Origin of the sequence: Gardnerella sp. DNF00497B (genome assembly GCF_049262725.1) — a bacterium.
Lineage (GTDB): Bacteria > Actinomycetota > Actinomycetes > Actinomycetales > Bifidobacteriaceae > Bifidobacterium > Bifidobacterium leopoldii.
The window spans coordinates 636,373-662,795 of the sequence record NZ_CP058400.1 but is presented as its reverse complement, the minus strand read 5'-3'; the positions used below and the strand labels follow the sequence as shown (position 1 = coordinate 662,795).

Here is a 26,423-nt window from a genome sequence, read left to right as displayed (position 1 = left end):
AGGAGACTATTCATCTTCCTCAAGCTGAGCCATAACCTCATCTGAAGCGGTCCAGTTGCTGTAAATATTCTGAACATCGTCCAAGTCATCGAGATTATCGATTAAGCGAGAAACTTTTTGAGCATCTTCGAAGCTTAATTCAACCTCATTGTTTGGATGCATAATGATATCTGCAGAATCATAGTCGAAACCAGCTTCCTGCAAAGCCTTACGCACAGTTACCAAATCACTGGAATTGGTGTAAACAGAATAAACATCACCATCATCAGCAACATCTTCAGCTCCAGCTTCAGCTGCAACTTCGAAAAGCTTATCGTAGTCAACGCCTTCGGATGGAACCTCAATCAAACCTTTACGTTCGAAGTTGAAGCTCACGGAACCGCTTGTCGCCAAAGAACCGTTGCCCTTAGTAAGAGTTGAACGCACATCAGCAGCAGCACGATTACGGTTATCAGTAAGGCATTCAATAATCAATCCAACACCTGCAGGAGCGTAACCTTCGTAAACGATTTCTTCATAGTTTGCGCCGCCAGCTTCTTCACCAGAACCACGCTTTACAGCGCGCTTGATGTTGTCAGCAGGCATGGAAGCCTTCTTGGCTTTAACGATGGCATCGTACAGCGTAGGGTTACCATCAGGATCGCCACCACCCAAACGTGCAGCAATTTCAATGTTCTTAATAAGCTTGGCAAAAAGCTTGCCACGCTTTGCGTCGATAGCGGCCTTCTTGTGCTTTGTAGTCGCCCACTTGGAATGACCTGACATGATACTCCTAAAACGTACAGTTAACCAAACGAAACGATTTTATTGCGCTTTCGCGACAAATTTTATTTATCTTTTATATCAAGCCCATGCTTTACTTCAAAAATACGCTGGAAAACTGTAATAATACCGCCAATAGCAAGCAGAATCATAGCAAAACTCAACCAAAAAAGTTGATTTGTAAGACCAACAAGCCCCATAGCAACAAGAATCACAGCAACTCTATCTGCACGAGTTATTAAACCTTTTTTAGGATCTACATTTATTGACTGACCGCGAGCGCGAGTGTATGAAGTTACGAAAGCTGCCATAAGAGCAACCAAACAGCTTAATAATCCTACATACTTTATTGCATTGCCATTCAAAGTTGAAATCCAAGTGCACATATCTTTTTCATGAGAGTTATACAAACAAATGCATACCGAGGAAAACAATGACCAGTCTGCAATACGATCGAGAGTTGAGTCAAGAAATGCACCAAATTTTGTGCCGCCTGTTGTCAAAGCAGCAACAGAACCATCTAAACTGTCTGCAAGCACAAAAATAGTTAAAAATATAGTGCCAACAACAAACTGTTTAGTAAAAGCAGTAACAAAAGCAATAATAACTACAGCTATTGTGCCGACAATTGTTACACAGTTAGCACTTATGCCTAATCGGACTAGCAATTTTGCAATTGGAGAAATAGTGCGCTTAAACCCACTGCGTAATGATTCCAACATTGAATGCAACCTTCCTAGCGTAATCAAGCAAATAAAACTTGGGTTCAATAAACAATCCCATATTAGTCAATCGGCTGTAATACACACAAAAGCCCACACAACTTTAAGAAGTGTGGGCTTTTGCTTATTTCGTTTATTTATTGCAATTTAATTTTCAAGCGAAACTGTGCTGCTTAAGTAACGTTATTTAAGTTACATAACTTAAATAGCTTATGCTACTTAGTGTAGCGCTCAAAATCTTCTGCAGTATTGACCTGAACGCGCTGCTTAATGATGGACAAAATCCACTCTTTAGCTTGCGAAACAGGAACGCCATTCAATTGGCTGCCATCGCGGAAGCGGAAGCTCACAGCATTGTTGTTCACATCCTCTTCGCCAGCAATCAAAGTGAAAGGCACTTTAGACTTAGAAGCGTTACGAATCTTCTTGCCGAAGCGATCGTCAGAGTTGTCCATTTCGCAACGAACCATATTCTCTTCCAAATCGCTAATCAACTTTTGCAAGTGTGGAGCGAACTCATCTGCAACAGGAACGCCAGTCACCTGGACTGGAGCCAACCATGCTGGGAATGCGCCTGCATAGTGCTCAAGCAAAATAGCGAAGAAACGCTCAATAGAGCCAAAGAGTGCGCGGTGAATCATCACAGGACGCTGGTGGCTACCGTCAGCCGCAATGTATTCCAACTTAAAGCGCTCAGGCAAGTTGAAGTCGAGCTGAATAGTAGAAACCTGCCAAGTGCGGCCGATTGCATCGCGAGCTTGCACGGAAATCTTCGGGCCGTAGAATGCAGCTCCACCTGGATCGTCCACGAGTTCCAAACCAGACTCTTTAGCAACCTCTGCCAAAGTATTAGTTGCTTCTTCCCAAATCTCGTCGGAACCAACGAACTTGTGCTCATCCTTAGTGGAAAGCTCCAAGTAGAAATCGTTCAAACCGAAGTCTTTAAGAAGACCAAGCACAAAGTTAAGCAAGCTCTTCAACTCATCGCGCATTTGCTCGCGAGTGCAGTAAATATGCGAATCATCCTGAGTCAAGCCACGAACACGAGTTAACCCATGCACAACGCCAGACTTTTCGTAGCGATACACAGTACCAAACTCAAACAAGCGCAAAGGAAGCTCGCGATAAGAACGCTGGCGAGACTTGAAGATCAAGTTATGCATTGGGCAGTTCATTGGCTTCAAGTAGTAGTCAGCACCTTGGCGAGTTACGTTACCGTTTTCGTCGCGCTCTTCGTCAAGCTTCATTGGAGGATACATGCCATCCTTGTACCACTGCAAGTGACCGGAAGTCTCATACAAGCCGCCCTTAGTAATGTGCGGAGTTTGTACGAAGCTGTAGTGATGCTTGCGATGCTGTTCGCGGGAATAATCTTCCATTGCGTTAATAATTGCAGCACCTTTTGGATGGAACACTGCTAAGCCTGGACCAATCTCATCTGGGAATGAGAACAAATCCATCTCTTGACCGAGCTTACGATGATCGCGCTTAGCAGCTTCTTCCATGCGAGTTGTATAAGCTTTAAGCTCTTCCTTACTAGGCCAAGCAGTTCCGTAAATGCGCTGAAGCATAGGATTATGCTCCGAGCCACGCCAGTAAGCTGCAGCAACACGCTCAAGCTTAAAAGCCTTAATATAGCGAGTGTTTGGCAAATGAGGCCCACGGCACAAATCGCTCCAAACTTTATTGCCTTCGCGATCCAAATTGTCGTACATGCTAAGCTCATGCTTGCTAATTTCGCCAGCAGCAGCCGGATCAAGAGCAGCTTCCTTATCCCCAATCAACTCCAACTTATAAGGTTGATTTGCTTCTTCAGCGCGCGCTTCATCTTCAGTTACAACGCGACGACGGAAGCTTTGAGACTCTTTAATAATGCGCTGCATATGCTTTTCGATTTGCTTCAAATCGTCTGGCGTAAATGGAGTATCAACATCGAAATCATAGTAGAAGCCGTCTTTAATTACAGGACCTACGCCCAACTTTGCGTCTGGTCGAATTTCTTGAACAGCTTGAGCCATCACGTGAGTAGCGGAATGACGCATGATTGCGATGCCATCTTCACTATCAAGTGCTACTGATTCCACGGTATCGCCGTCATGAAGAGGCGTGTACAAATCACGCAACTCGCCATTTAAACGCACGGCAATAATATTCTTATCTTCCGCGAAAAGTTGGGCGCCAGTGAAGCTTGCATCCACCTCCTTGCGTTCCTTGTTTACGATGATGGAGATGGTATTTTCAGCCATAATTGTCCTTTTCTATCGGGGTCTTGCGTTACTAATGTGCAGACCTGGACTTGTGTGGCGTCGATAAACTTACGCGATTAAAACATAAATAAAACGCGCAAAAAACGACGTCAATCGCACGCATTTTTCACGCGCAATTCGTTGATATTCTAGGACAACAGAACGACTTTTAAGGCACTTTTGCTAAATAGCGTTTTCGGCTACTTTTTCTCGCCTTGCATGCAATCTTGATGAAAAATCATTAATTTTTATAAAAATACTTTCACCAATCTTGACTATTAAGAAGAAAGCTCCAGCTACGATAGCAATAGTGCCGCCGGCAGAAAGTTTCAGTATTACAGCCAAAGCTAGTCCAATTAAAGCAATCGAAACAGCAGTAATTACGCATGCAAGCACGAATTTATTTATAGAAGCAATTCTTCCCTTTAATGCTGCAGCAGGAGCAGCAATAAGAGATACTGAAACAACTGTACCAACTGCTGGAATAATAACGGAAACAGTAATAATAATCAAAGCAAGAACCATGCCCTGTATAAAACCTGATCTTCCGCCTGCAGCACGGTAATTAATAGGGTCAAACGAGCAATGCACAAGATTAGCAGAATTAAAAACCCATAATCCCAAAACAAGTAAGAAAGCAACAGAGGCTGAAATCACATCTGCAGGAGTGCAATTAAGCAATGATCCAGTTAAAAATCCCTCAATACGCAATGGCAATGGAGCAAACCACTTATTTAAAAAGTATCCACTAGCAAAGCCGACAGTTAAAGTAATGCCAGCTGCAGCTTGCGAAGAAATGCCTTTAAGATGCGAAAGTGCATACATTACTAAGGAAAGTACAACGCACGCAACAGCAGCACCAACAAAAAGCCCAAGCGACAAAATATTTTGATCTATTGTATAAGCAGAAGTTAAAACTACACCTAATACTGCTCCAGGAAATGCAGCATGAGTAATAGATTCAGTAAAGAATATTCGCTGATTAAGAAGAGCAAGAGAGCCAACAAAACCGCATAGAGCACCTACAACAATTGCTTCAACTATAGGTAGAGCGATAATTTGCCAAATACTTACCATCTATGCCCTACCTTTATAAGATTTTGCTAAAACTTGCATATCGCTATCGCTTGTATGAGTTTTATGCGCAAAAACTATAGATGAAATAACTTGGAACAGCCAGCGCACAACAAGCACAACTACGAACATTGCACACATGCTTAATGCAATTGCTGCTTGAGGAGAAATAGGATGATCAAGCTCCAAATTCATAACGTACATACCAAGAACAACTCCAGCAATACCAACAAAAATACCAACTGCAACCATGCGCCCAACTGTTCTAGACACTAAACGAGCACTAGCTCCTGGAATAATAAGGTATCCGATCACAAGAAGAACGCCAACAGCTGAAGATGCAGAAACAACAACCGCAGCAATACCAACGTTAAGAACAATATCTACAAAAAGAGTATGCACTCCCATTAATGGAGCACTTGCTCGATCGAAAGCAACAATAATCTGCTGTTTCCAAGTTGCCAAAAGCACAATAATTGCAAACAAGCAAATCCACATTGCTTGAGTCATTCGCTCATCAGTGACATCAAGCAGCCTACCAAACATCAACGCCTCGAGCTGACCTGACATATCACCTTTTTTTAGTGAAATTACTACACCAAGAGCAAAGAAAGTAGTTAAAACAGTTGCGATAATCGATTCATTTATGCGAGCTGAACGAGAAGCCCACACTAACGCAGCAACTAAAAATACTGAACAAATTGCAGCACCAGGAATAATTTGATCTATGCCACCGTACAAAGCGCCTACAACAATTCCAGGAAATATGCCATGCACAATAGCTTCCGCATTAAATTCAGCACATCTCAAGTTCACGAATACACCAACGATTCCGCTAGCTATAGACAGAACTATAAGTAAGCAGAACGGGCGAAAAATATAAGGAGCAGAAGCAATAAAATCAAAACCTGGAATTGGTTCCAGAGCTTCTCTTAATGACTCAACTAATTGGGCAAGCATTGAAAATCAGCCTTCCGCAATTTCCGAAAAAGTAAGACCTGCAGAAGCAGCAGGCATGCTTCCACCATATGCGCGAGTAATATTTTCTTTAGTCATTACTTCTTTAAGCGCACCAAAAGCAATCTGCTTGCCAGCTAAAAGTAGCGCTTTTTCACAAATAGCATCTGCAATAACTAAATCATGCGTAGACACAACAAAAGCAATACCTTCTTGCTTTGCTGATTTCATAATATTAAGAAGTTCTCGGCGATTCGGTTCATCAAGACCATTAAAAGGTTCGTCGAGCAAAATAAGCGTTGGCTTTGCAACAATAGCGCGCGCAAGAAGAATGCGTTGGCGCTGACCGCCAGAAAGGTCACCAAATCGCACATCTGCACGATTTAATAAACCAACATGATTAAGAGCATCCTCAACAGCTTTTTTCTGATCTTTTTTAAGCAATCCAAGAAAACCTGTCTGTCTACTTAAGCCCATTGCAACAACTTGCCGTGCAGTAATAGGGAATGTTAAATCCAAATCAACCTGCTGTGGCACATATCCAATAGACAAAGCCTTAGGCATTTTCAGTTCACCGCGACTTACGCGCACGATACCAATAATAGCCTGCAAAAACGTTGTTTTTCCAGAACCATTTGGACCTATTAAAGCCAAAGCTTCCCCGGCTTGCACACTGCCATTAATACCAGTCACTACAGTTTTATAACCGTATGCCAGGTCGCAATTTTTCATTGCAAGGACGCTCTTATTCACTATATTTCCAGTCTTTTCAGTTTATTAATAAGTATTCGTAACAGTAACTTCCTGCTTTCGCTATTAAACTTTCGCTATTAAAGTTACTGTTACGATACTATTATTTTTACTGTTATTTATATGTCACTTCTTCAATGCAGTCTTAACTGAATCTGGAAGTTCAGGAACATTACCATTCCAAGCTTTCACCAATGTTTCAACATTGTGAACAATGGAACCGATGTAAGTTTCTCCGGCAGATCCGACTGGTCCAAGCGAATCTCCATAAAGTGCGTCGTCGCCAATAACAGCCTTTACTCCTGCTGCTGCAGCAACAGCCTTGATAGACTTGGAATTGTTAGAATTCTCAGCAAAAATCGCAACAGCTCCGGACTTCTTGACATCTTCTGCAGCTTTCTGAATATGATCTGCAGTAGCATCCTGCTGGCTGTTGAAATCAGAAAGTGCTGCACCAATGAACTTCACATTGTAGTCACGAGAGAAGTAGCCAAAGGCATCGTGAGAAGTGAAAAGAACACGATGCTTTTGTGGCACACTATTCAAAGCTTTAGTTGCCCAAGCATCCAAATCAGTCAAAGACTTAACGAACTTTTCAACATGCTCATCGAAAACAGACTTGCTCTTAGGAAGAGCTTTTCCAAGGAAATAACCGATATTCTTAACCTGAATCATCGTGTTCTTCGTGCTGGTCCAAATATGTGGATCGTACTGGAATTCAGGCTCCTTCTCGCCTTCTTCTGGAGGGAATGGCCACTTTTCAGCATGCACCTTAGCGATACCGCGATCAACCTTGTATGGAAGATCCTTTTCCTTAGCAGCCTCAGCCTTTGAATCCTTGATTTCATCAGCAGTGAGAATACCGGAAGTTACCCCCATAGTGCCCTTAAAACCGGTAGCTTTCACAGCTTGATCCAAGAAGTGCTCGAGATCTACACCAGAAACGAGCATCAAATCAGCCTTAGAAAGAGCTTTAGATTGAGCTGGAGTCATTTCATGCTCATGAGCAGAAGCGTTTGGCGCAAGCAAGCAGGTCAAATTAATTGTTGACTTTGCTTTGTCTTGAGGAGCTCCGATTACAGACTTCTTGCCCTGAGAATCAGTCTTATTGAGGCTCAATCCAGATTTTGCGTCAGCAGTTGAAGCGATTTGAGTTACGTAATCGCAAATTTGAGTTGTAGTTGCCACTACATTTACTTGATTGCCCTTCGCCTTATTTTCGGCATTTTTTGCAGAGCCGCAAGCACCCATAGAAGTTGCTAATAATGCAACCGCAGCTGCAGTTGCGAAAATTCGTGAAGTTTTCACACTCGTTCCTTTCGGGAATCTTTAACTGTTATTGCATGGGTTGATTGTGAGAGGTACTCATGAAAGCTATTCATGAAAAAAATAATCATTCGCAATAACGCTTATAGCATAAGAAAAATATGCGTGACGGTCAATAAAAAATGTGAAAAAATATAATTATTTTTGCAAAAATGCGTTTCGCGACTTTTCCATCTGTTATAATGCAAAATTTCAAAAAAGACCGTGCTACTTTCTGCTTTATCTTGCATTAAAAAACGTTAATATACCAACGAAAAAATAAATGTGATTATAACATTTGAACAAATTTATTAATCAGGCATTTTTGTTTATTTTTTACGCAAAACTAGTAGCGACACGCCGTAACACTCACGACACGCAGAATAACAAAAAATTACAAATATTTTCAAAATGTTTACAAATTGTAACAATACATAAGTTTAGACAATAATACACATGTTTAGCCAACTCTGCATGTGCTTAACAGCAATTACACTTAATACTATGTTTGGCAATACAGATGGTATGAATTACATTGCAAAACCCGACAGTTCACGCACTGACGATAAAAACTCTGCAACTAATGAAATATCAGTAGATATTCATCTTGCTTCCACACCATTGCGCACGCCTCACGCAAGCGATAATAAATATTCAAGAGGTGTTCTAGGCGTAATTACCGGTTCAAACGACTATCCCGGAGCAGCAGTGTTAAGTACAAGCGCTGCAATACATGCAAATATTGGAATGGTTCGTTATTCAGGTCCTCTTCGCGCACAAAACTTAGTATTGCAAGCATCGCCTGAGGTAGTAGCATCTGAACAATTAAACGGAAAAATAGACGCAATAACAGTTGGATGCGGCATACCAGACGAAAGCCATTGCAACGACGAAACTGCTTTATCTCAAAGAAAATACATTGCTAGCATACTTGCAAAATACTCCAACGAAAACGACAACAAAAACGAAAACGACAACGCTGAAACGCAATTAAATAACAATCTTCCGCCAATATGCGTAGATGCTGGAGCATTAGACTTACTACCAAAACAAGTTTGCGAAAAAGTAGTTCTCACACCTCATGCAGGAGAATTAAGCTCGCTTTTTACTAGATATGATTTAGAAGTAAGCGCACAACAAATATCTAGCAACCCAACACACTACGCTCAAAAAGCAGCAAATCTTACTGGAGCAACTGTGCTTCTTAAAGGCGCAACAACAGCAGTTGCTTCACCATCATCGCTGCACTCTCCTATTTATATTGCACAATACGCTCCATCTTGGCTAGCAACTGCAGGCTCAGGAGATGTGCTAGCAGGAATTCTAGGAGCATTGCTAGCACAGTACGAAAAAGATAACGAAAACGCCGACAAGAACGACAACAACAATGCAAACAACAAAAATTACGCACTTATTGCAGCGAGCGCAGCTGTAATCCACGGAATTTGCGCAGTATTTGCATCACGCAGTAGCGGAGGAAACAATTACACTCAACTAGTGCAAGACATAGTGAAATCAAAGCATGCTTTAACTTTGGAACATCCAATTGTGGCAAGCGACATTATAAATGCATTACCGCATGTTCTTGGGATTCTTATTAATATAAAGTAGCGCGCAGAATAATATCAATAGCGTGCAAAATTAACGCATGAAACAAAATACGCAAATGTAAAATAACGTATGAAACAAAATAGAAGGAGTAGAAACAAATGACTAAAGCACAAAATATTGAAATCCATGACGTTATGTTTGACTATTGCAAAGTTCTACTCGAATGGAATTGCCGAAACTGTTTGCAAAAGCAATTCCCGAATTTAGTTGATACTATTTGCCCTAATGGAAGCTTTGGAAAGAACGATTTAGCCGGGTTCTATGAATTTGAGGACCGCATGGATGGCGGCGAGCTTTTGAAAGATCTTATGCCTGAATACGAACGTCGCTTTGGAAGCGAACTTGCTGAAGCTTTCCGTTGGTATTGTGCTCATTATGACCAAGTTTTGACGCGCATGATGCCTGGAATGGTTGATTTATTGCATGATCTGCGTAAAGCTGGATACGGCGTGTGGGGCTTAACGAATTGGTCTAAAGAAACTTTCCCACTTGCTTTACGTAAATTCCCAGAACTTTCTACTCTTTTACAAGGAACTATTATTTCCGGTGTTGAGCATTTGCATAAGCCAGAACCGGAAATTTTTGAACTTGCTATAAGTAGATTTGGATTGAATCCGCAAACAACTGTTTTCTTCGACGACAAACCAGCAAATATTGATGGAGCTCATAGAGTTGGCATGCATGGCTTTGTTTTTACAACCGCAGAGCAGGCGCGTAAGGATTTAGCTTCAGTGGGAGTAAATCTTTAATAATATTGCTTAAATATTTAGCTTATATTACTAAGATCATGTATGAGACTATGGTTATGTGAAACTATGGTTATGGCAACTAAAAATTAAGTTATGCCTATACCTTTTGCTAGATTCGTTAGCGGTTCATTTATGTGATTTTTGATGATTATCGTAACTTTTAGCTCACGAAAGAAGCTCGTATGACTTTGCTACAACTGAAATATATTGTAAAAATCGTTGACTGCGGTTCAATGAACGAAGCAGCACGAGCACTATATATTTCACAACCAGCATTGAGTTCTTCTGTAAAAGAGCTTGAAAAAGAACTTAACATTGAAATTTTCACTAGGTCCACTCAAGGAATTGCATTAACAGCTGATGGAGTGGAATTTTTGACGTACGCTCGACAAGTAATTGAGCAGGCAGATCTTCTTGAAGAACGATACAAAAGTACTAAGCCTCGCCCACAATTATGCAGCGTTGCAACACAACACTATATGTTTGCTGTTGAAGCATTCGTCGATATGATTCGCAGTATTCATTCTGATGAATACGAGTTTTCAATTCGCGAGACACGCACAAAAAATATTATTAAGCAAGTAAGCGATATGCGCGCAGACCTTGGAATTCTTTATCTTTCTGACTACAACAAGGATGTAATCGGCAAGCTGCTTCGTGAAAAACATTTGGAGTTCCACCCGCTTTTCCGTGCAAAATTGCATGTTTTTCTTTCTAGAAACAATCCGCTTGCAGTGCGAAAAAGCTTGAGCTTGGAAGATTTAAAACCGTACCCGTTTATTCAATACGAACAGGGAGAAGAAGGAAGTTTCTTCTTCGCAGAAGAGGCTGTTTGGCCTACTCGCCCACCGAAAAAAATCAACGTTTCTGACCGCGCTACCATTTTAAACTTTATTATTGGGTTGAATGGTTATACTGTTTGCACTGGAATAGATAACGGCGATTTAAACAATGAAAAAATCGTCACTATTCCGCTTGAATGTGATGACACTATGCTTGTTGGCTGGATTACCAACGAGCGCACGAAGCTTTCAAGAGCTTCACTCGCTTATCTTACGCAACTTAAATCTGTGCTTGTAAGACATGGCTACGCGCTTATAGATTCACAAAATTAACGCAAGTCAAAAACTACGCGCAAGCAAAAAATACGCATAATAAAAGTTGTCCACATTTCTTTAATCGAATTGACGCTCACTTTTTCCATTCATAAAATCGCTATTAATTTGTTGCAAAGAAAAAGGAGGTGCGCGGTGGGTATTATTAACGTAGCGGCAAAAATATTGGAAATTATGGGACCAATGACAACTATGAAACTGCAAAAGCTTGTGTATTATTCTCAAGCGCACAGCTTAGCTACAACTGGATTGTCGCTATTTCCGGAAGATTTTGAAGCTTGGACGAACGGTCCAGTTTCATTGGAATTATTTAACAGGCATCGAGGGAGATTCACAATTCGCAAAGAAGAACTACTGATTTCTCTTCCAGAAAGATGCGCAACTTTAGAATATGAGCAGGTGAAGATTATAAAGGAAGTGTGCGCAAAACTTGGAAATCTTACAGGGAATCAGCTCAGCGAAAGAACACATAAAGAAGATCCGTGGATTCGCGCGAGAATCGGCATATCTGCAAATCAAGGCAGCGAGGAAATAATTTCCAAGAAGTCAATGCGAGATTACTACATTAAGCATCCTATTGTGTAAATGCGCGAATGTCCGAAGAGCGCCAACTAGAGACCGTAACGCAGTATGCGCTCGCGCGCTTTGGCCGAGCTTGAAATCAACAGGATTTCAAGCTCTTTCAAAGCGTGATTTGGCTCAATTGTGAAGCACGGTGTGCTTCACATGCCAAATCAGCCGAACGGCTACCAATAGCCGTGAGGAATAAGCGCTCGCTTACGAAACTCGCGTTGGAAGTCCACTGGACTTCCAACTTAAGCGAGTTTCCGCTCCGACCTGCTTTCGCGCGCTACGCTCTAAGCGCGAAAGCAGGTCGGAGCGCACACAAATAACTAAGGCGAGCACGTTGTTATTAGCAAGTGCCCGCCTTAATTATTAAAAACATTCTTATTTTATAAGTACATCTAAATCGCAGTGCCGTGCTCGTCAAGGCGCGGATTCTGCCTAGAATTACTAAAGCTAAAGAACAAGCCAAACACGCCTAATGCAAACAAAACAGAAACTACCACAACAAGCACAATAGGCTGATTAGGAAGCCACATAATCACCAAGAAAGCAAGCGCTGAAAGCAAAATCACAGCCCAGGAAAACACTCCAACAACTTTACGAACAACATTCCAAGTATCATCGCCAACCTGAGATCGCTTAACATTGCGAGCCAATCTCTCCTCCTCAGCTGTCACGTTAGACGTTGGCTTCCAAGGACCAGTTCCCCTCTCTTGAAGTCTTCTAGAGCGTTCTTGTAAATTGTATTCGTCAATCATGCCTCCGCGAGCGCGACCTTTTGTTTCATCATATTGAGAAGGAATCCCTTTGCGGCTCTGCCTTTCCTTCGCGCGACGCTCTTTGCGGTTTGCCATGATTGTTCCTTTCTACATTGAATTTTCTTATATCAAGCATTTATGACACAATACGCATTATTTTAGCACGGTCATACCTTCTTCACACGCGTCAACAATTCTTTCTATTAATAAATCGTTGAGCAGCCTACCTTTGCGTGTTGCGATAATGCGATTTTCGTGCAACACTGCCAAATCTTCCTTACACACTTCGCGTAACACTTTTTGCAAATGTGAATCATCGAACACCTTATTAGTTTCGCGCATTTTTTCGCACAATTGCGAAATATCAAGCCCTTCTTTAATGCGAAGCCCAAGCATTACCTCTTCAATAAGCGCGTCTTCAGCATTTATACACTCGTAGTTTTGCCACGGCACGTTTCCTGCGTTAATAGCATGAGCCCAATGTTTTGGGTGCAAAATATCCCATGAGCGAAGGTTATAAAACTCACTTGTATTAGCTAAAGAAGCACTATCATCCATGCTTTGTTTACTAATGTGATTTGCAGCATTGTAGTGCGAATGTGCTCCAGGACCAATTCCAGCCCAATCAATATTTCGCCAGTAGCCAAGATTATGACGAGACTCAAAACCAGGACGCGCCCAATTAGAAATCTCGTACCATTGTAATCCAGCAGAGTTAAAAAGTTCGTCTGCCAACTCGTATTTTGCGGCTTCATCATCATCATTTGGCGCTTGAATAGTGCCAGCAGCGATTTGACGGCCCATTTTTGTACGCGGCTCTACCGTTAGCGCGTATGCAGAAATATGGTTAACGCCTAGACTTAAAGCCATTTCTACCGACTTTCGCCAATCGTCTAAACTCTCCCCCGGAGCTCCATAAATCAAGTCAACGCTTGAACGCAAGCCACATGCGTTTGCTGCGTTTACACCGCGAGTTACATTTTCTGGAGTATGAGTACGGTCAAGAGTTTTAAGAACATGCGGAACAGCCGATTGCATTCCAAAAGATATTCGAGTAAATCCACCTTCTGCAAGCGTCTCAATATACTTTTCATCTGCAGTATCCGGATTTGCTTCAGTAGTTATTTCCGCTCCAGTTTTCAATCCCCACAAGTTACGTATTTCTTGCAAAATTCGCACTAAGTCGCGCGCTTTAAGAACTGTTGGAGTGCCGCCGCCGAAGAAAACAGATTGCGCTTTAGGCTCGAAAATCCCGTGATATTCCTGCCATTTTTTTACGAGTTGCATTTCACGAATCGCAACATCCGCGTACCCTTCGCGACTTGCTCCCTCTCCTAAATCGCGAGCAGTATACGTATTAAAATCGCAATAACCGCAACGACGCAAACAAAACGGCACATGCACGTACACTTCAAAAGGCATACTTTTAGTTTGCATAGCTGATTTATTTAATTCAGCATCCAACTCTAAACTCATCCCTCGGACTTTTGTGCTGCACGAATCTTATCTTTAGTATCGCGATCGTTTGCGCTCTCGTCTGTAGCTAATGCAGCAACAAACGCTTCTTGAGGAACTTCAACATGGCCGAGCATCTTCATACGCTTCTTACCAGCCTTCTGCTTTTCGAGAAGCTTACGTTTACGCGTAATATCGCCGCCGTAGCATTTAGCGAGCACGTCCTTTCGAAGTGCGCTAATAGTTTCGCGAGCAATAATTCTAGAGCCGATTGCAGCTTGAATTGGGATCTCAAATTGCTGTCGAGGAATAAGTCCACGAAGCTTCTTCGTCATCATAACGCCGTAAGAATAAGCCTTATCGCGGTGCACAATCGCACTAAAAGCGTCAACCTTATCTCCCTGAATAAGAATATCAACTTTCACAAGATCCGCAGACTGCTCGCCATCCTCATGATAGTCGAGAGAAGCGTAGCCTTTTGTGCGGCTTTTAAGCTGATCGAAGAAGTCAAAAACGATTTCTGCAAGAGGAATCCTGTAATGCATCTCCACGCGGTCGGCACTAATATATTCCATTGTGCCCATTTCTCCGCGATGTTCCTGACACAAATCCATTACAGCACCAATAAATTCTTTCGGCGTAATAATATCGGCAGCAACCATTGGTTCAATAATGCGCTTAATCTTGCCTTCTGGAAACTCGCTAGGATTCGTTACATGATGCTCTTTACCATCTTCGCTAGTAACGTCATAAGTTACGTTAGGAGCAGTGGAAATAAGATCCAAGCCAAACTCGCGGCTTAAACGCTCGGAAACAATCTCCATATGAAGAAGACCTAAGAATCCGCAACGGAAACCAAAGCCCAACGCAACAGACGTTTCTGGCTCGTAAATAAGAGCAGCATCGTTAAGTTTTAGCTTGTCGAGAGCATCTCGAAGATCCGGGAATTGCGCGTTATCAATTGGGAAAAGACCTGCGTAAACCATAGGTTTAGGATCGCGATAACCATCCAAAGGCTCAGATGCAGGATTTATAGCGCTAGTAATGGTGTCGCCGACTTTAGATTGACTCACGTCTTTTGCGCCTGTAATTACATAGCCTACTTCTCCGGCTCCAAGCGCCTTAGTTGGAGTCATATCTGGGCTAATAACACCGATTTCAATAGGATCGTGCGTCATGCCGATTCCCATCATATGCAACTTTTCGCGCGACTTAAGTTCGCCATCAACCATACGAATATAGGTGACGATTCCGCGATACGAATCGTATACTGAATCAAAAATAAGAGCGCGAGCAGGAGCATCAGGATTTCCGCTTGGGGCTGGAACTTCCAGCACAATTTGATCAAGTAAGTCTTTAACACCTTCGCCGGTTTTACCAGAAACGCGCAACACGTCCTCCGGCTTGCAACCAATTAAACCAGCTATTTCTTCAGCATGCTTATCTGGTTCAGCGCTAGGCAAATCGATTTTGTTAAGAACAGGAATAATCGTTAAATTATGGTCGATTGCCATATAAAGATTAGAAAGCGTTTGCGCTTCAATGCCTTGGGTTGCATCTACCAACAGCACCGCACCTTCGCATGCTGCTAACGCGCGCGAAACTTCATAAGTAAAATCGACGTGTCCAGGAGTATCAATCATGCCGAGAGAATACTCTTTGCCTTCAAAAGTCCAAGGAACGCGAACAGCCTGCGATTTAATAGTAATACCGCGCTCTTGCTCAATATCCATGCGATCCAAGAAACGGTCTCGCATTTCACGCTCTGGCACGATTCCTGAAAGTTGTAAAATGCGATCTGCTACAGTGGACTTGCCGTGATCTATATGCGCAATAATGCAGAAATTGCGTATCAACGATTGATCCGTAAATCCTGGCTGGTTATGCGGTGTAATCAAGGCAAATATCTCCTTTTAAGAATGCGAATACATGAAAACATGCAAGCATGAATCAAGCACTATAACTAATCAATATTAGCAAATCTACCGCCTTAGCGTAAGTGCAAAATACGAAAGTTATTTATTAAGTAGCATATTCAATAAGTTTTTAATTAAACCAACAATAACAAATTAATTATATGAACTACTATATTTATCTAATAAGCATGATACACTTACTATTTGTATGTCCTTATATAGCAAACGTCGTTTGGAGTAACAGTGGCAAACATTAAGTCGCAGAAAAAGCGTGTTCTCACTAACGAGAAAGCACATAAGCGTAACGTAGCAGTAAAGTCTGCTTTGAAGACCGCTATTCGTGCTACTCGTGAAGCCATCACCGCTGGTGATAAGGCTGCAGCGCAGGCCGCTTTCGCAGTAGCCGCTAAGAAGCTTGACAAGGCTGCAGGTCGTGGCGTGATTCATAAGAATCAGGCTGCAAACCGCAAGTCTGGTCTTGCTGTAGCGATTAACGCTCTGTGAAGTTTGTGCAGATAACTGCATAACACAGCATGTAAGGAAAATCCCCAGTACCAATCGGTGCTGGGGATTATTTTTATCATCGTATGCAATATTAGCGGTGACGACGATTATTAATACGACGAATACGAGGACGTCTAACCTTAATAGGTTCCGTGCGGTTCATTGCTCCAAATAAAGTTAAATCTAGTTTCACAGACAACAAGCGCATTGCAACAACAAGAACAACAATAAGAACATCAAGCAATATTTCAACAGTTAAACCAAAGTAACCTGCATGCTTTGCTTTTACAACAAAAACAGTTAATACACATCCAAGAGCAGCAGGTAAAGCATACCAATGCTTATCTCGCACAATAACAGGAACTTGGTTCAAAATCATGTCGCGAATCAAACCGCCACCCAAAGCAGTTGCCATTCCTAAAAATACTGAAGCCATACCAGACATGTGAAAATCCAAACCTTTTGCTGTGCCATTCACAGCAAACAGACCCAACGCCAAGGCATCAAGCGTAAGCATAAGCCAACGCCATTTATCAATCTCAGGGTGAGCAACAGCCACAATAACACCAGAAAGCAGACCTGTAATAACAAAACCACGATCAGCAATACCAACAGGCGGCAATGCTCCAAGCAACACATCACGAACAATACCGCCACCCAATGCAGTTATCCAAGACGTAGTAATAATCGCAAAAACATCATAATTCTTACGAATAGCCCACATGCCGCCAACCATGCCACAACATCCCATAGCAACATACTCAACTATAAGAAAAAAGACGTTATCCCCTAACGCACCTTCCAAAGCATTTCCCTTCAAATAAATTCGCCAAAACACTACGTGTATAACAAACAAACGCGTTGTACTCTATACGATATCTAAATATATAGAGTACAACGCGCCATAAGCAACATTAGATGAGATAATATTAACTAACTTATATAAATTAGTCGCAAACTTTCCACATCCAGTTATGCTTATCTTCGACATCACCGAGCTGAATGCCAAGTAACTCATCGCGCAAAGCCTGAGTTAACTCACCAACGCCACCATCGGCAACCTTAAGATCGAATTCATCGGACTTAAAACGACCAATTGGCGTAATGATTGCAGCAGTACCGCAAGCAAAGACTTCAGTAACCTCGCCAGAACGAATATCGTCAAGCAACCCTTGAAGAGGAATCATGGTTTCAACAACCTTATGTCCTGCTTCCTCAGCAAGCTGAATCAAAGAACGACGCGTAACGCCAGGAAGAATGCTGCCAGTAAGAGATGGAGTTTCCAAATGGCCATCCTTGTGGAGTGCGAACATATTCATGCCACCAAGCTCTTCCAAATATGTCTTAGTTGCAGCATCAACGAAGCACACTTGCTCACAACCATGCTCAATACCCTTGTATTCACCAAGTAAGGAAGCTGCATAATTTCCACCACACTTAGCAAAACCAGTACCACCAGGACCAGTGCGGAACCACTGATCTTCAACCCAAATGCTAACAGGCTTCAAACCACCCTTGAAGTATGGGCCGGATGGAGAAGCAATAACACAGTATTCAACTTCGTGAGCTTCGCGCACACCGAGGAACGGCTCGGAAGCAAACATGAATGGACGCATGTAAAGCGTATACTCTCGACGGCTCGGAACCCATTGCTTGTCTCGCTTTACCAAGGCTGCAACCGATCCAATAAAATCATCAATAGAGAGTTCCGGCAAATACAAACGCTTAGCAGAATTTTGGAAACGAGCAGCATTAATATCTGGGCGGAAAAGCCAAATAGAGCCGTCGGCGCGCTTATAAGCCTTCAAACCTTCAAAGCACTCCTGAGCATAGTGCAACACAGATGCACCTGGATCCATTTTCAATGGACCATAAGGCTCTACACGACGATCAGACCATCCTTCACCTTTAGTCCAAGACATATGAACCATATTGTCGGAGAAAATCTGACCGAAAGCAGGCTTATCAATAAGTTCGTTGCGTTTTGCATCCGAAACTGGATTATCATTCGGCAGAACTTCAAAGTTGCCAGCCAATTTGTTCAACAGAGCTGTATCGCTATGATCATAAGACTCATAAGCGTCAGAAAACTCTGGAGCTACTTCTAAATCAGCCATTATGTCTCTTTTCTATGTGGATTATTTCTACTTGCCTTTTACCGCAATTAACGTATAGATTAATACGATTCTTGTTTTTCGCAAAACTTACACGCCAAAATATCTTAAGAAATATTTCAAAAAATATGCTTTAAAATAAAAATTATTTAGCAAATTTGTTGATTTTATATGAAAAAAGCCGCATAAGAACTGACTTATGCGGCTTAAAATTTTAAACTATTTTATAAGTTATGAATTATAAGTTAATTAGTAATCAAATACATTAACTTATTTTATAACTTACTTTTCTTCTGCAGCTGGAGCGGCAGCAGGAGCAGCATCAGCAGCAGCATCAGCAGCTGGAGCAGCAGCTTCGGCTGTAGCAGCATCTTCAGGAACAGTGACGCTCACCACGGATTCTTCGCCATCCATATCGAGCTCAACACCCTCAGGAAGCTTGACATCCTTAGCAAACACCTTGGTGCCGTCGGTCAAACCATCAACGTTAACAACCAAACGCTCTGGCAAGTTAGCAACGTCTGCGCGAACCTTGAGCTCCTGGACATCCACGAATGCAACTGCAGCACCCTTTGGAGTGCCTTCAACGAAGACTGGAACTTCAACGTCAATCTTTTCGCCAGCCTTAACTTCGTAGAAGTCAATGTGTTCTACAATGCGCTTAACAGGGTTACGCTGAACATCCTTAACAACTGCAATGCGAGATTCCTCGCCAAACTTAATAGTGAACAAAGCATTAGCGTGACGCAAAGCCAAAGTGGTCTCGCGCATTGGAAGAGTAACATGCACTGGTTCAGCACCGCCAGCATAAAGGCTTGCTGGAATCAGCTTAGCTACGCGCAAACGACGAGCAACACCCTTACCAAACTCAGTGCGCAATTCGCCTTCAAGAGTAATTTTTGTAGCCATATCGGTCTCCTTATGGTCTGGATAGTTTAGTTTGTTAATCCAGCTTCAGGCGCACCGACGCGCCGAAAACCATAAGAGGCTATCAGCCCAGTCGATAACGGAACTCTGCCAACAAACTAATCACAAGCTAGTGGCATATTCCCTCGCCAAAGCAACTTCGCTATTCTAACGACAGGCTACGACTTATAGCAAATACAAAATTATTACTAATCAAATCGAATATAACTGCTACTTGAGCATACAAACGATTATTATAGTTAATAGTATGTAAGTGCATAGCATGATACTATGATGTGCGCTTAATCCGCAAGCCGTTTGGCATAATGAAGGAGCAAATGTGTCCGTTTTTAATGCACTCCAACAGCAAGCGTTTAATCTTGCCCGTAAAGCATTGCGTATTGGCAGTAACTTCGCGCACCCAGTCAGTGATGACCGTGCAGGCGGACCAGACTACCTTAATACGGATCAAGAAAACACAAATACTTTACTTTCACAAAAACAACGCCTTCCACACGTAGAAGAGTGGGGTGCGCAAATGCCAACAACGACGTTTATCGATCCGGAAACAGGCTTGCTGACCACAAAAACCGAAAGCGCAGCACCTCTTGACGATGGCACAAGCATTTATGACTTATACGCAGATCGCGCAGCACGTATGGGCGACGATCCTCTTTACACTTATAAAGAAAACGATAAGTGGGTCACAAAAACAGCTAATCAGTTCCTTCAAGAAGTACGCGATGCCGCAAAAGGTTTGATGCACTACGGATTGCGCAAAGGCGACGCTGTTGCTTTTATGTGCAAAACATCATACGAGTGGGATGTAACAGACGCAGCAGTTATGGCTTGCGGCGGTGTTCTTGCAACTATTTATGACACGGATTCAGCTGAGCAAATTCGCAATATTGTGAATAATTCCGACTCGCGTTTCCTTATTGTTGAAACAACTGACATGCGAGATAAAGCTGATGGAGCTATTGAAGAATGCCCAAGTTTGGAACGCATTATTTGCATTGAAACAGGCGGTTTAGCAGAACTTCAAGCTTTCGGATACGCTGTTAGCGATGAGGAACTAGATGCTCGCATTGATTCTGTAAAGAAAACAGACTTGTGCTCTATTGTTTACACTTCTGGCTCCACAGCTGCACCTAAAGGTGTGGAAATGACTCACGAACACTATTGCACTACAGCGTTGAATTTGCCTGTTTACTTGCCGAATTTGCTTAGCGAAAAAGACGGCTCTGTGCTTCTGTTCCTTCCTCAAGCACACTCTTTTGCAAGAGCAATTAACTATATTGTTGTTGCAAGTACGTTGCGCATTTATATTGCTCAAGGTATTCCTACTTTGATTTCCGATTTGCAAGTTGCAAAACCTACGGTTATGATTGTTGTCCCTCGAGTTCTTGAGAAGGTTTATAACGCAGCTTCGCAGAAGGCTGGTCACGGTGCTAAAGGCTTGGCTTTCCAGGGTGCTGTTGTGACGGCTCAACAGTATATGAAGGAAGTTCAGGAATTTGGTGACGCTAAGGCTCTTACTAAAGCTCGCCGCACTGCTTACGATCCGCTTGTTTATCGTCCACTTCGCCAAGCTCTTGGCGGTCGCGCACGCTGGATTGTTGCAGGTGGAGCTCCTCTAGATCCTGAATTGCTTTCATTCTTCCGCGGAGCAGGAGTTCCTGTCTACGAAGGTTATGGTCTTACAGAAACTACTGCACCATGCGCGTTTACTCCTATTGGAGTTCCATTCCGAGAAGGTTCTGTTGGCATTGCATTCCCAGCTTTTACTTTGCGAATCGCATCCGACGGAGAAGTGCAAATTAAAGGCACTTGCGTATTCCATAAGTATCACAAAAACGATGAAGCAACAGAAACTTCATTTACTAAAGACGGATGGTATGCAACAGGCGATTTGGGACGAATTGACGACGATGGCATGCTTTATATTACCGGACGTAAGAAGGATTTGATTATTACTGCTGGCGGTAAGAATGTTGCTCCTGGACCTATTGAAGAGATGATTAAGAGATGCGAACTTGTGTCTCAGGCTCTCGTTCTTGGAGATAAGCGTCCGTTTATTTCTGCACTTGTTACTTTAGACGAAGAAACTTTACGAAATTGGCTTAAACTCAAGGGTCTTGACGCTACTATGAGCATGGAAGAGGCTGCTAATAATGCTGTCGTTCGTGCTGAAGTGCAAAAATTTATAGATCTTGCCAATGAAGGCGTGTCACGCGCAGAATCTGTGCGAAAGTTCATTATTTTGCCAGAAGAGTTTACGCAAGAAAACGGCTTAATGACTGCGTCTATGAAGATTATTCGTCCACGAGTTATTAAGCGCTACACTACTTTACTTAATACACAAATGTATACGACGCGCAAAAAGTAGTTTGTTTAAATTAACTCAGCTGAACGCACACAATTTACCCCGTATTTGGAAAGTTAATATATTTAACTCTACAAATGCGGGGTAAATTGCATAAAAAATACACATTTAAAATGTTTCACATACTTATTAAAATTATGCGTGCAAGGGAATTTTTCCTACAAGAAAGAGAACAATTATGAATAAAAACAAAACTATAAAATCTGAAAGAAAAGTTTATTCAAATACTTTTTCTAAGAAACTTACTGCCGCAAGCGTAGCGGTAATTTTAACTGGGGCTTCTATCTCAATGTTTGCAGTTACTGCCAATAGTGCATATGCAAACGAAACTGATTTAAAACAACCTACTGTTCTCATTCCTAACAATAAAGTCACTTACAATGTAGCATCAGCTCCACTAACAAAAGGCGCAACAACTTCACAAAGCAGTGTAGAAAAGACTGCCGCAGGTCTTTTTAGATTTGCAATGAACGATCCTTCTCTTACTGCGGCACAGCGCGAAGATGCTCGCAAAGCTTACGAAACTTTGACCGGACAATTAAATAAGCCAAGCTGGTACGACTCAAAGGTGACTTTAGGAAAAGGAGATATTTACCCAGATTCTCTTTCTCGCTTAAGCAAAGCAATATCTTATATGCAAGCAATTAATGCTTATCGTCAAAGCATAGGATTAAGTCCTATGGGCGTAAGCCTCCAATTAACCGCTGATGCAATTAACGATGCATTCTATTCTGCAAACTACATCGGTCATGCTCGTCACTATAATACTTATGAAAATTTGGCTTGGGCTGATTACGGCGATGGTTCATACACCGGTGGCACAACACCTGAAACAATGACTGGCGCAATGAAGCAGTGGATTACAGACGAAAAGAAAGTTTACGACGAATACAAGTCACGTGGACAAGAGGCTCCAGAAGGCGAAGTTGGTCACTATTTGAACTTCATTAACGGCTCACTTGGTTCAATGGGATTCACTACTGGAAACATTAGTAATGAGTACGGTAGCATTGCAGCATGGGATGCTTCAACAGAAAGCGCTCCTTTCACAATCGAACAATACAAACAACTTATTGACAGGTACATCAATGGTAATGGTGGATCTTCCAGCCAAACACCAACACCGTCAGTTCCTGACCACACCGTGCCGTCAGTTCCTGACCACACCGTGCCGTCAGATCCTGAAGTAGATCATACTGTTACACCAGATGTTATGCCAAATATCAATATTCCAGAAGAATATCCAAGCTTTAGCCATTCCGATTACAATATTGGTGTAGGAGATATCAATTCTTCTAACTTCGGCTTAGGAGACTTCAACTTCGGCTTGGGCAACACCACCGACTTCAGCGGAACCAACATCGGAGACTTCAACTTCGGCTTAGGCAACACCACCGACTTCAGCGGAACCAACATCGGAGACTTCAACTTCGGCTTAGGCAACACCACCGACTTCAGCGGAACCAACATCGGAGACTTCAACTTCGGCTTAGGCAACACCACCGACTTCAGCGGAACCAACATCGGAGACTTCAACTTCGGCTTAGGCAACACCACCGACTTCAGCGGAACCAACATCGGAGACTTCAACTTCGGCTTAGGCAACACCACCGACTTCAGCGGAACCAACATCGGAGACTCTAGCTTGGGAGACTTCAACTTCGGAGACTTAAACGGCTCCAACGCTTCAACTACTTTACCTGCATCTAGCACTACGGATACCCCTGTAGTTGATCCTGACACACTTCTGTAAGAAGCTGAAATCTAATTAACAAACAAAAATGAAGTGACGCAGCGGCATTCACCGTTGCGTCACTTTTTATTACAACTTATTTGCAAAGAATTGTGTTTTCAACTTGAGTAAGGTTACTCTCATAATCACTTCCACAGAAACCATTATTACTTATTAAGTAGATTGTCACAAAATAAGTAAATATGCTCTACTAGAACCCCAAACGCTCAAGCTTCTTAGGATCGCTCTGCCATCCTTTTGCAACCTTCACATGCAATTCAAGCACAGCTTTTGTGCCAGTAATACGATTTACAGCCGTGCGCAAACGCTTCTTTACGCGCACTAAATGCTCCGCACGATGGCCAATAATAATCGGCTTTTGAGAATCACGCTCAACATAAACAGATACAAGCACATGCGCTTTATTGTCGTCGTATTGAGTATCCTCTCCACCGCCCGGATACACAATATCGTCAACTACAACAGCTAAAGAATGAGGCAACTCGTCGTCCAACTCTTCCAAAAATGCGCCGCGAATAAGCTCCGAAATCATGCTTTCTGGGCTTTCCTCACTAAGCTGATCCGCCGGATACATTTGCGGACCTTCAGGCAAGTTTTGAATCAAAACATTCTTAACTTCGTCAACATTGTCGCGTTCCAACGCACTAACCGGCACGATATCCGTAAAATCAGCAAACTGTTGTATTTGAAGCAAATGCTCAACTAACTCGCTGCGGCTAAGCGTATCAATTTTCGTAACAATACCGATAAGCGGAACTTTCCAAGTCCAATTGCCCTTCTCATCTTTTTTAGCAAAATCAGAACGAAGTCGACTCAGAATTCGCCTATCCCCAGGACCAATCTCCTGGTCTGCTGGAAGCAAAAATGCAATCGCGTCAACATCTGAAAGTGACTCGTCAACAATATCGTTCAAACGCTGACCAAGAAGCGTACGAGGACGGTGAATACCTGGAGTATCAACCAACACCATTTGTGCATTATCGGTAGTAACAATCCCTCGAATAGCTTTACGCGTAGTTTCCGGACGAGACGACGCAATAGCAATTTGCGTACCAATAAGAGCATTCATAAGCGTAGACTTACCAACGTTTGGTCTACCAACTACAGCTACGAAACCGGAACGATAACCGTGAAAATCAGGAGTAGAAATCGTTGCGCGAGTTGAAGCGTCTAGATTTGCAAACATCTCGTCGTCGAAGTCATCAGTGTCGTCGAAGTTGTTAATATTATTCACGTTATTCTTACCGTCCAGTTCTTTATTTCAGCATATTTGTTTGTTTCATAGTACTAGCTTGCTTCAAAGCATTGGTTTGTTTGCTTTCAGCAGATTTTTCGGAAGAGCTAATGTCATTTTGATTATCCTTAGAATCCTTAGACTCTTCCAAAACTTGTGCATCTCGTTCTACTAAAATAGTAGATACTTTCTTTCGCCTACCAGCTGAATCTACAGCAGTTAATTTTAGTCCTCTTGTAACAGCGCTGGAACCAACAATCGGCACATTACCAATCAACTTCGTAAGCAAACCAAACACAGTATCCACATCGTCTTCGTCAATATGAACTTCAAAAATATCTTCCAAATCTGCGATTGACGTTCGAGCAGGCATCTTCCACACGCCGTCACGTATTTCTTCTGGATCTGCATGCTGAGTGCGATCGTGCTCATCTTCCAACTCGCCAACAATTTGCTCAATAGCATCCTCAATAGTAACCAAGCCTGCAATACCGCCGTATTCGTCAACCACTACTGCCACATGCTGGCGAATTCGTTGCATTTCATGGAATAAATCGTCAACCGGCTTCGACTCAGGAACAAGCATAGGGTCTCGGCTAATTGTTTCAACTGCTCTAGAAGATGCTGCAGGATTAAACACAGTAGCGCGTACAGCATCCTTCAAATAAGCAACACCTACTAAATCATCTACAGAATCTCCAATAACGGGAACTCGAGAAAATCCTGAACGAGAGCATAATTTAAGGAAATTTTCCAGCGTTTCGTCACTTTTTACGCAAATCATATCGGTTCTAGGTACCATTATTTCGCGAGTCAAAGTATCTGAAAGCGTGAGCACATTGCGCATCATTTCCGACACTTCCGGATCGAAATCATTCGCTTCAACAAGTCGATCAATACTCGCCTTTGCTTGATCTAGCTGAATATCTTCCAAAGCTTCATCATCTGAAAGATCAACATGCTTTTTCCTAGAAGTGACGTCAACATCGCTAGCAATATGCACTAAAGGATTAATCGCAATAGCAATAGACACAATGCGAGAAAGTCGCATCAACTTTGCTACAGGTTGAGCCGCACCAACTGAACGTGGACGAACAAGAATAGAAATCACAGCTACAGCTACTGAAACAACAACACCAATAATAAGAGTTACCCATAAAGGCGAGCCGAAAAATGCAGCTAAAGAAGCAAACAAAACTCCATCTAAAACGTTACATAGCACACGCACAAAAGCGCATGCTCCAGAAGTTGTATAACGGTCAGCAATCAGTTTTTTTACACGATGGATTCTAGCGATTCGACGCATACGCACTATGGCACTAGTTTCATCATCATGCGTTTGCGCTTCAATCATAAGATTATTTAAACTTGCACGAGTAACTCTAGGCACTGCCCCTTCTGCAGCAGCCATAGCAAGCGAAAGCCATACAAGCAGCATTGCCAGCACAAGCAATGCAGCTAAGCCAATCCAGATATGCAACGGCAATTGCGGAACTGATATGCTAGAAAATATTTGCTTAATATATTCCATAATTATGC

22 protein-coding genes are annotated in these 26,423 nt (G+C 42.4%); 7 read left to right on the top strand and 15 right to left on the bottom strand.

Annotated features, from left to right (window positions below):
- Positions 1 to 6: 6 nt before the first annotated feature.
- The 7 genes from HXT26_RS02370 to HXT26_RS02340 all read right to left on the bottom strand — a co-directional run bounded on the left by HXT26_RS02370 (position 7) and on the right by HXT26_RS02340 (position 7,819).
- Entirely contained in the window at positions 7 to 765 is a 759-nt protein-coding gene (locus tag HXT26_RS02370) for a YebC/PmpR family DNA-binding transcriptional regulator (protein WP_004106544.1), read from the bottom strand.
- Between the two features lie 62 nt (positions 766 to 827).
- Positions 828 to 1,484 (bottom strand): CDP-alcohol phosphatidyltransferase family protein, encoded by a 657-nt coding sequence (locus tag HXT26_RS02365; protein WP_004106542.1) that lies wholly within the window; start codon positions 1,482 to 1,484, stop codon positions 828 to 830.
- A 215-nt stretch (positions 1,485 to 1,699) separates the two neighbouring features.
- Positions 1,700 to 3,730, bottom strand: coding sequence for a threonine--tRNA ligase (thrS, locus tag HXT26_RS02360; protein WP_422112070.1), 2,031 nt, complete (start codon positions 3,728 to 3,730; stop codon positions 1,700 to 1,702).
- A gap of 183 nt (positions 3,731 to 3,913) precedes the next feature.
- Positions 3,914 to 4,807 (bottom strand): metal ABC transporter permease, encoded by an 894-nt coding sequence (locus HXT26_RS02355; protein ID WP_004106538.1) that lies wholly within the window; start codon positions 4,805 to 4,807, stop codon positions 3,914 to 3,916.
- The gene (locus HXT26_RS02350; RefSeq protein ID WP_004574321.1) at positions 4,808 to 5,764 is read right to left on the bottom strand and encodes a metal ABC transporter permease; all 957 of its coding nucleotides are present in this window, start codon (positions 5,762 to 5,764) and stop codon (positions 4,808 to 4,810) included.
- A gap of 6 nt (positions 5,765 to 5,770) precedes the next feature.
- A complete protein-coding gene (locus HXT26_RS02345; protein WP_004574322.1) occupies positions 5,771 to 6,493 on the bottom strand; it encodes a metal ABC transporter ATP-binding protein in 723 nt (240 codons plus the stop codon).
- Positions 6,494 to 6,637: 144 nt separating this feature from the next.
- Positions 6,638 to 7,819, bottom strand: coding sequence for a metal ABC transporter substrate-binding protein (locus tag HXT26_RS02340; RefSeq protein ID WP_410299661.1), 1,182 nt, complete (start codon positions 7,817 to 7,819; stop codon positions 6,638 to 6,640).
- A gap of 471 nt (positions 7,820 to 8,290) precedes the next feature.
- Between HXT26_RS02340 and HXT26_RS02335 the strand changes: the two genes are divergently transcribed.
- The 4 genes from HXT26_RS02335 (at position 8,291) to HXT26_RS02320 (ending at position 11,876) form a co-directional block, all read left to right on the top strand.
- Positions 8,291 to 9,427, top strand: coding sequence for an ADP-dependent NAD(P)H-hydrate dehydratase (locus HXT26_RS02335; protein WP_112928669.1), 1,137 nt, complete (start codon positions 8,291 to 8,293; stop codon positions 9,425 to 9,427).
- Positions 9,428 to 9,525: 98 nt separating this feature from the next.
- Positions 9,526 to 10,176 carry an HAD family hydrolase gene (locus HXT26_RS02330; RefSeq protein ID WP_422112069.1) on the top strand — a complete coding sequence of 217 codons (651 nt, stop codon included), beginning with the start codon at positions 9,526 to 9,528 and terminating at the stop codon, positions 10,174 to 10,176.
- A gap of 182 nt (positions 10,177 to 10,358) precedes the next feature.
- Entirely contained in the window at positions 10,359 to 11,291 is a 933-nt protein-coding gene (locus tag HXT26_RS02325; protein ID WP_422112068.1) for a LysR family transcriptional regulator, read from the top strand.
- Positions 11,292 to 11,426: 135 nt separating this feature from the next.
- Positions 11,427 to 11,876 (top strand): Panacea domain-containing protein, encoded by a 450-nt coding sequence (locus HXT26_RS02320; protein WP_004106525.1) that lies wholly within the window; start codon positions 11,427 to 11,429, stop codon positions 11,874 to 11,876.
- Between the two features lie 380 nt (positions 11,877 to 12,256).
- On the opposite strand, the gene HXT26_RS02315 is transcribed toward HXT26_RS02320, so the two are convergent.
- From HXT26_RS02315 to lepA, 3 genes are read right to left on the bottom strand one after another with little or no spacing between them, the layout of a single operon-like run.
- A complete protein-coding gene (locus HXT26_RS02315; protein WP_004106523.1) occupies positions 12,257 to 12,712 on the bottom strand; it encodes a hypothetical protein in 456 nt (151 codons plus the stop codon).
- A gap of 57 nt (positions 12,713 to 12,769) precedes the next feature.
- A complete protein-coding gene (gene hemW / locus HXT26_RS02310; RefSeq protein ID WP_004119123.1) occupies positions 12,770 to 14,092 on the bottom strand; it encodes a radical SAM family heme chaperone HemW in 1,323 nt (440 codons plus the stop codon).
- A complete protein-coding gene (gene lepA / locus HXT26_RS02305; protein WP_032842496.1) occupies positions 14,089 to 15,969 on the bottom strand; it encodes a translation elongation factor 4 in 1,881 nt (626 codons plus the stop codon). Before lepA ends, hemW begins: the two co-directional genes overlap by 4 nt.
- Before the next feature lie 261 nt (positions 15,970 to 16,230).
- Here lepA and rpsT point away from each other — a divergent pair, with 261 nt between their 5' ends.
- On the top strand, positions 16,231 to 16,491 hold the full coding sequence (gene rpsT / locus HXT26_RS02300) for a 30S ribosomal protein S20 (protein WP_004106518.1): 261 nt from the start codon (positions 16,231 to 16,233) through the stop codon (positions 16,489 to 16,491).
- A 91-nt stretch (positions 16,492 to 16,582) separates the two neighbouring features.
- Here rpsT and HXT26_RS02295 read toward each other — a convergent pair whose 3' ends face one another.
- The 3 genes from HXT26_RS02295 to HXT26_RS02285 form a co-directional block, all read right to left on the bottom strand.
- The gene (locus tag HXT26_RS02295) at positions 16,583 to 17,296 is read right to left on the bottom strand and encodes a trimeric intracellular cation channel family protein (protein ID WP_032842495.1); all 714 of its coding nucleotides are present in this window, start codon (positions 17,294 to 17,296) and stop codon (positions 16,583 to 16,585) included.
- A gap of 142 nt (positions 17,297 to 17,438) precedes the next feature.
- Entirely contained in the window at positions 17,439 to 18,608 is a 1,170-nt protein-coding gene (locus tag HXT26_RS02290; protein ID WP_004106516.1) for a branched-chain amino acid aminotransferase, read from the bottom strand.
- A gap of 279 nt (positions 18,609 to 18,887) precedes the next feature.
- Positions 18,888 to 19,514 carry a 50S ribosomal protein L25/general stress protein Ctc gene (locus HXT26_RS02285; protein WP_422112067.1) on the bottom strand — a complete coding sequence of 209 codons (627 nt, stop codon included), beginning with the start codon at positions 19,512 to 19,514 and terminating at the stop codon, positions 18,888 to 18,890.
- A 337-nt stretch (positions 19,515 to 19,851) separates the two neighbouring features.
- On the opposite strand from HXT26_RS02285, the gene HXT26_RS02280 reads away from it, so the two are divergent.
- Together HXT26_RS02280 and HXT26_RS02275 are read left to right on the top strand one after the other, a co-directional pair.
- On the top strand, positions 19,852 to 21,900 hold the full coding sequence (locus HXT26_RS02280; RefSeq protein ID WP_004106511.1) for an AMP-dependent synthetase/ligase: 2,049 nt from the start codon (positions 19,852 to 19,854) through the stop codon (positions 21,898 to 21,900).
- A 175-nt stretch (positions 21,901 to 22,075) separates the two neighbouring features.
- Positions 22,076 to 23,650, top strand: coding sequence for a CAP domain-containing protein (locus tag HXT26_RS02275; RefSeq protein WP_422112066.1), 1,575 nt, complete (start codon positions 22,076 to 22,078; stop codon positions 23,648 to 23,650).
- A gap of 190 nt (positions 23,651 to 23,840) precedes the next feature.
- Here the strand turns inward: HXT26_RS02275 and era are convergent, their stop codons facing one another.
- Complete coding sequence (gene era / locus HXT26_RS02270; RefSeq protein WP_004119093.1) at positions 23,841 to 24,836, bottom strand: GTPase Era; 996 nt, start codon at positions 24,834 to 24,836, stop codon at positions 23,841 to 23,843.
- A 70-nt stretch (positions 24,837 to 24,906) separates the two neighbouring features.
- A complete protein-coding gene (locus HXT26_RS02265) occupies positions 24,907 to 26,415 on the bottom strand; it encodes a hemolysin family protein (RefSeq protein ID WP_004106315.1) in 1,509 nt (502 codons plus the stop codon).
- Positions 26,416 to 26,423 lie beyond the last annotated feature (8 nt).

Excerpts from the sequence above, each read along its gene's own strand:
- HXT26_RS02370 (WP_004106544.1), bottom strand. The coding sequence starts at position 765 with ATGTCAGGTCATTCCAAGTGGGCGACTACAAAGCACAAGAAGGCCGCT.
- HXT26_RS02365 (WP_004106542.1), bottom strand. The coding sequence starts at position 1,484 with ATGTTGGAATCATTACGCAGTGGGTTTAAGCGCACTATTTCTCCAATT.
- thrS (WP_422112070.1), bottom strand. The coding sequence starts at position 3,730 with ATGGCTGAAAATACCATCTCCATCATCGTAAACAAGGAACGCAAGGAG.
- HXT26_RS02355 (WP_004106538.1), bottom strand. The coding sequence starts at position 4,807 with ATGGTAAGTATTTGGCAAATTATCGCTCTACCTATAGTTGAAGCAATT.
- HXT26_RS02350 (WP_004574321.1), bottom strand. The coding sequence starts at position 5,764 with ATGCTTGCCCAATTAGTTGAGTCATTAAGAGAAGCTCTGGAACCAATT.
- HXT26_RS02345 (WP_004574322.1), bottom strand. The coding sequence starts at position 6,493 with ATGAAAAATTGCGACCTGGCATACGGTTATAAAACTGTAGTGACTGGT.
- HXT26_RS02335 (WP_112928669.1), top strand. The coding sequence starts at position 8,291 with ATGTGCTTAACAGCAATTACACTTAATACTATGTTTGGCAATACAGAT.
- HXT26_RS02330 (WP_422112069.1), top strand. The coding sequence starts at position 9,526 with ATGACTAAAGCACAAAATATTGAAATCCATGACGTTATGTTTGACTAT.
- HXT26_RS02325 (WP_422112068.1), top strand. The coding sequence starts at position 10,359 with ATGACTTTGCTACAACTGAAATATATTGTAAAAATCGTTGACTGCGGT.
- HXT26_RS02315 (WP_004106523.1), bottom strand. The coding sequence starts at position 12,712 with ATGGCAAACCGCAAAGAGCGTCGCGCGAAGGAAAGGCAGAGCCGCAAA.
- hemW (WP_004119123.1), bottom strand. The coding sequence starts at position 14,092 with ATGAGTTTAGAGTTGGATGCTGAATTAAATAAATCAGCTATGCAAACT.
- HXT26_RS02290 (WP_004106516.1), bottom strand. The coding sequence starts at position 18,608 with ATGGCTGATTTAGAAGTAGCTCCAGAGTTTTCTGACGCTTATGAGTCT.
- HXT26_RS02285 (WP_422112067.1), bottom strand. The coding sequence starts at position 19,514 with ATGGCTACAAAAATTACTCTTGAAGGCGAATTGCGCACTGAGTTTGGT.
- HXT26_RS02275 (WP_422112066.1), top strand. The coding sequence starts at position 22,076 with ATGAATAAAAACAAAACTATAAAATCTGAAAGAAAAGTTTATTCAAAT.
- era (WP_004119093.1), bottom strand. The coding sequence starts at position 24,836 with ATGTTTGCAAATCTAGACGCTTCAACTCGCGCAACGATTTCTACTCCT.
- HXT26_RS02265 (WP_004106315.1), bottom strand. The coding sequence starts at position 26,415 with ATGGAATATATTAAGCAAATATTTTCTAGCATATCAGTTCCGCAATTG.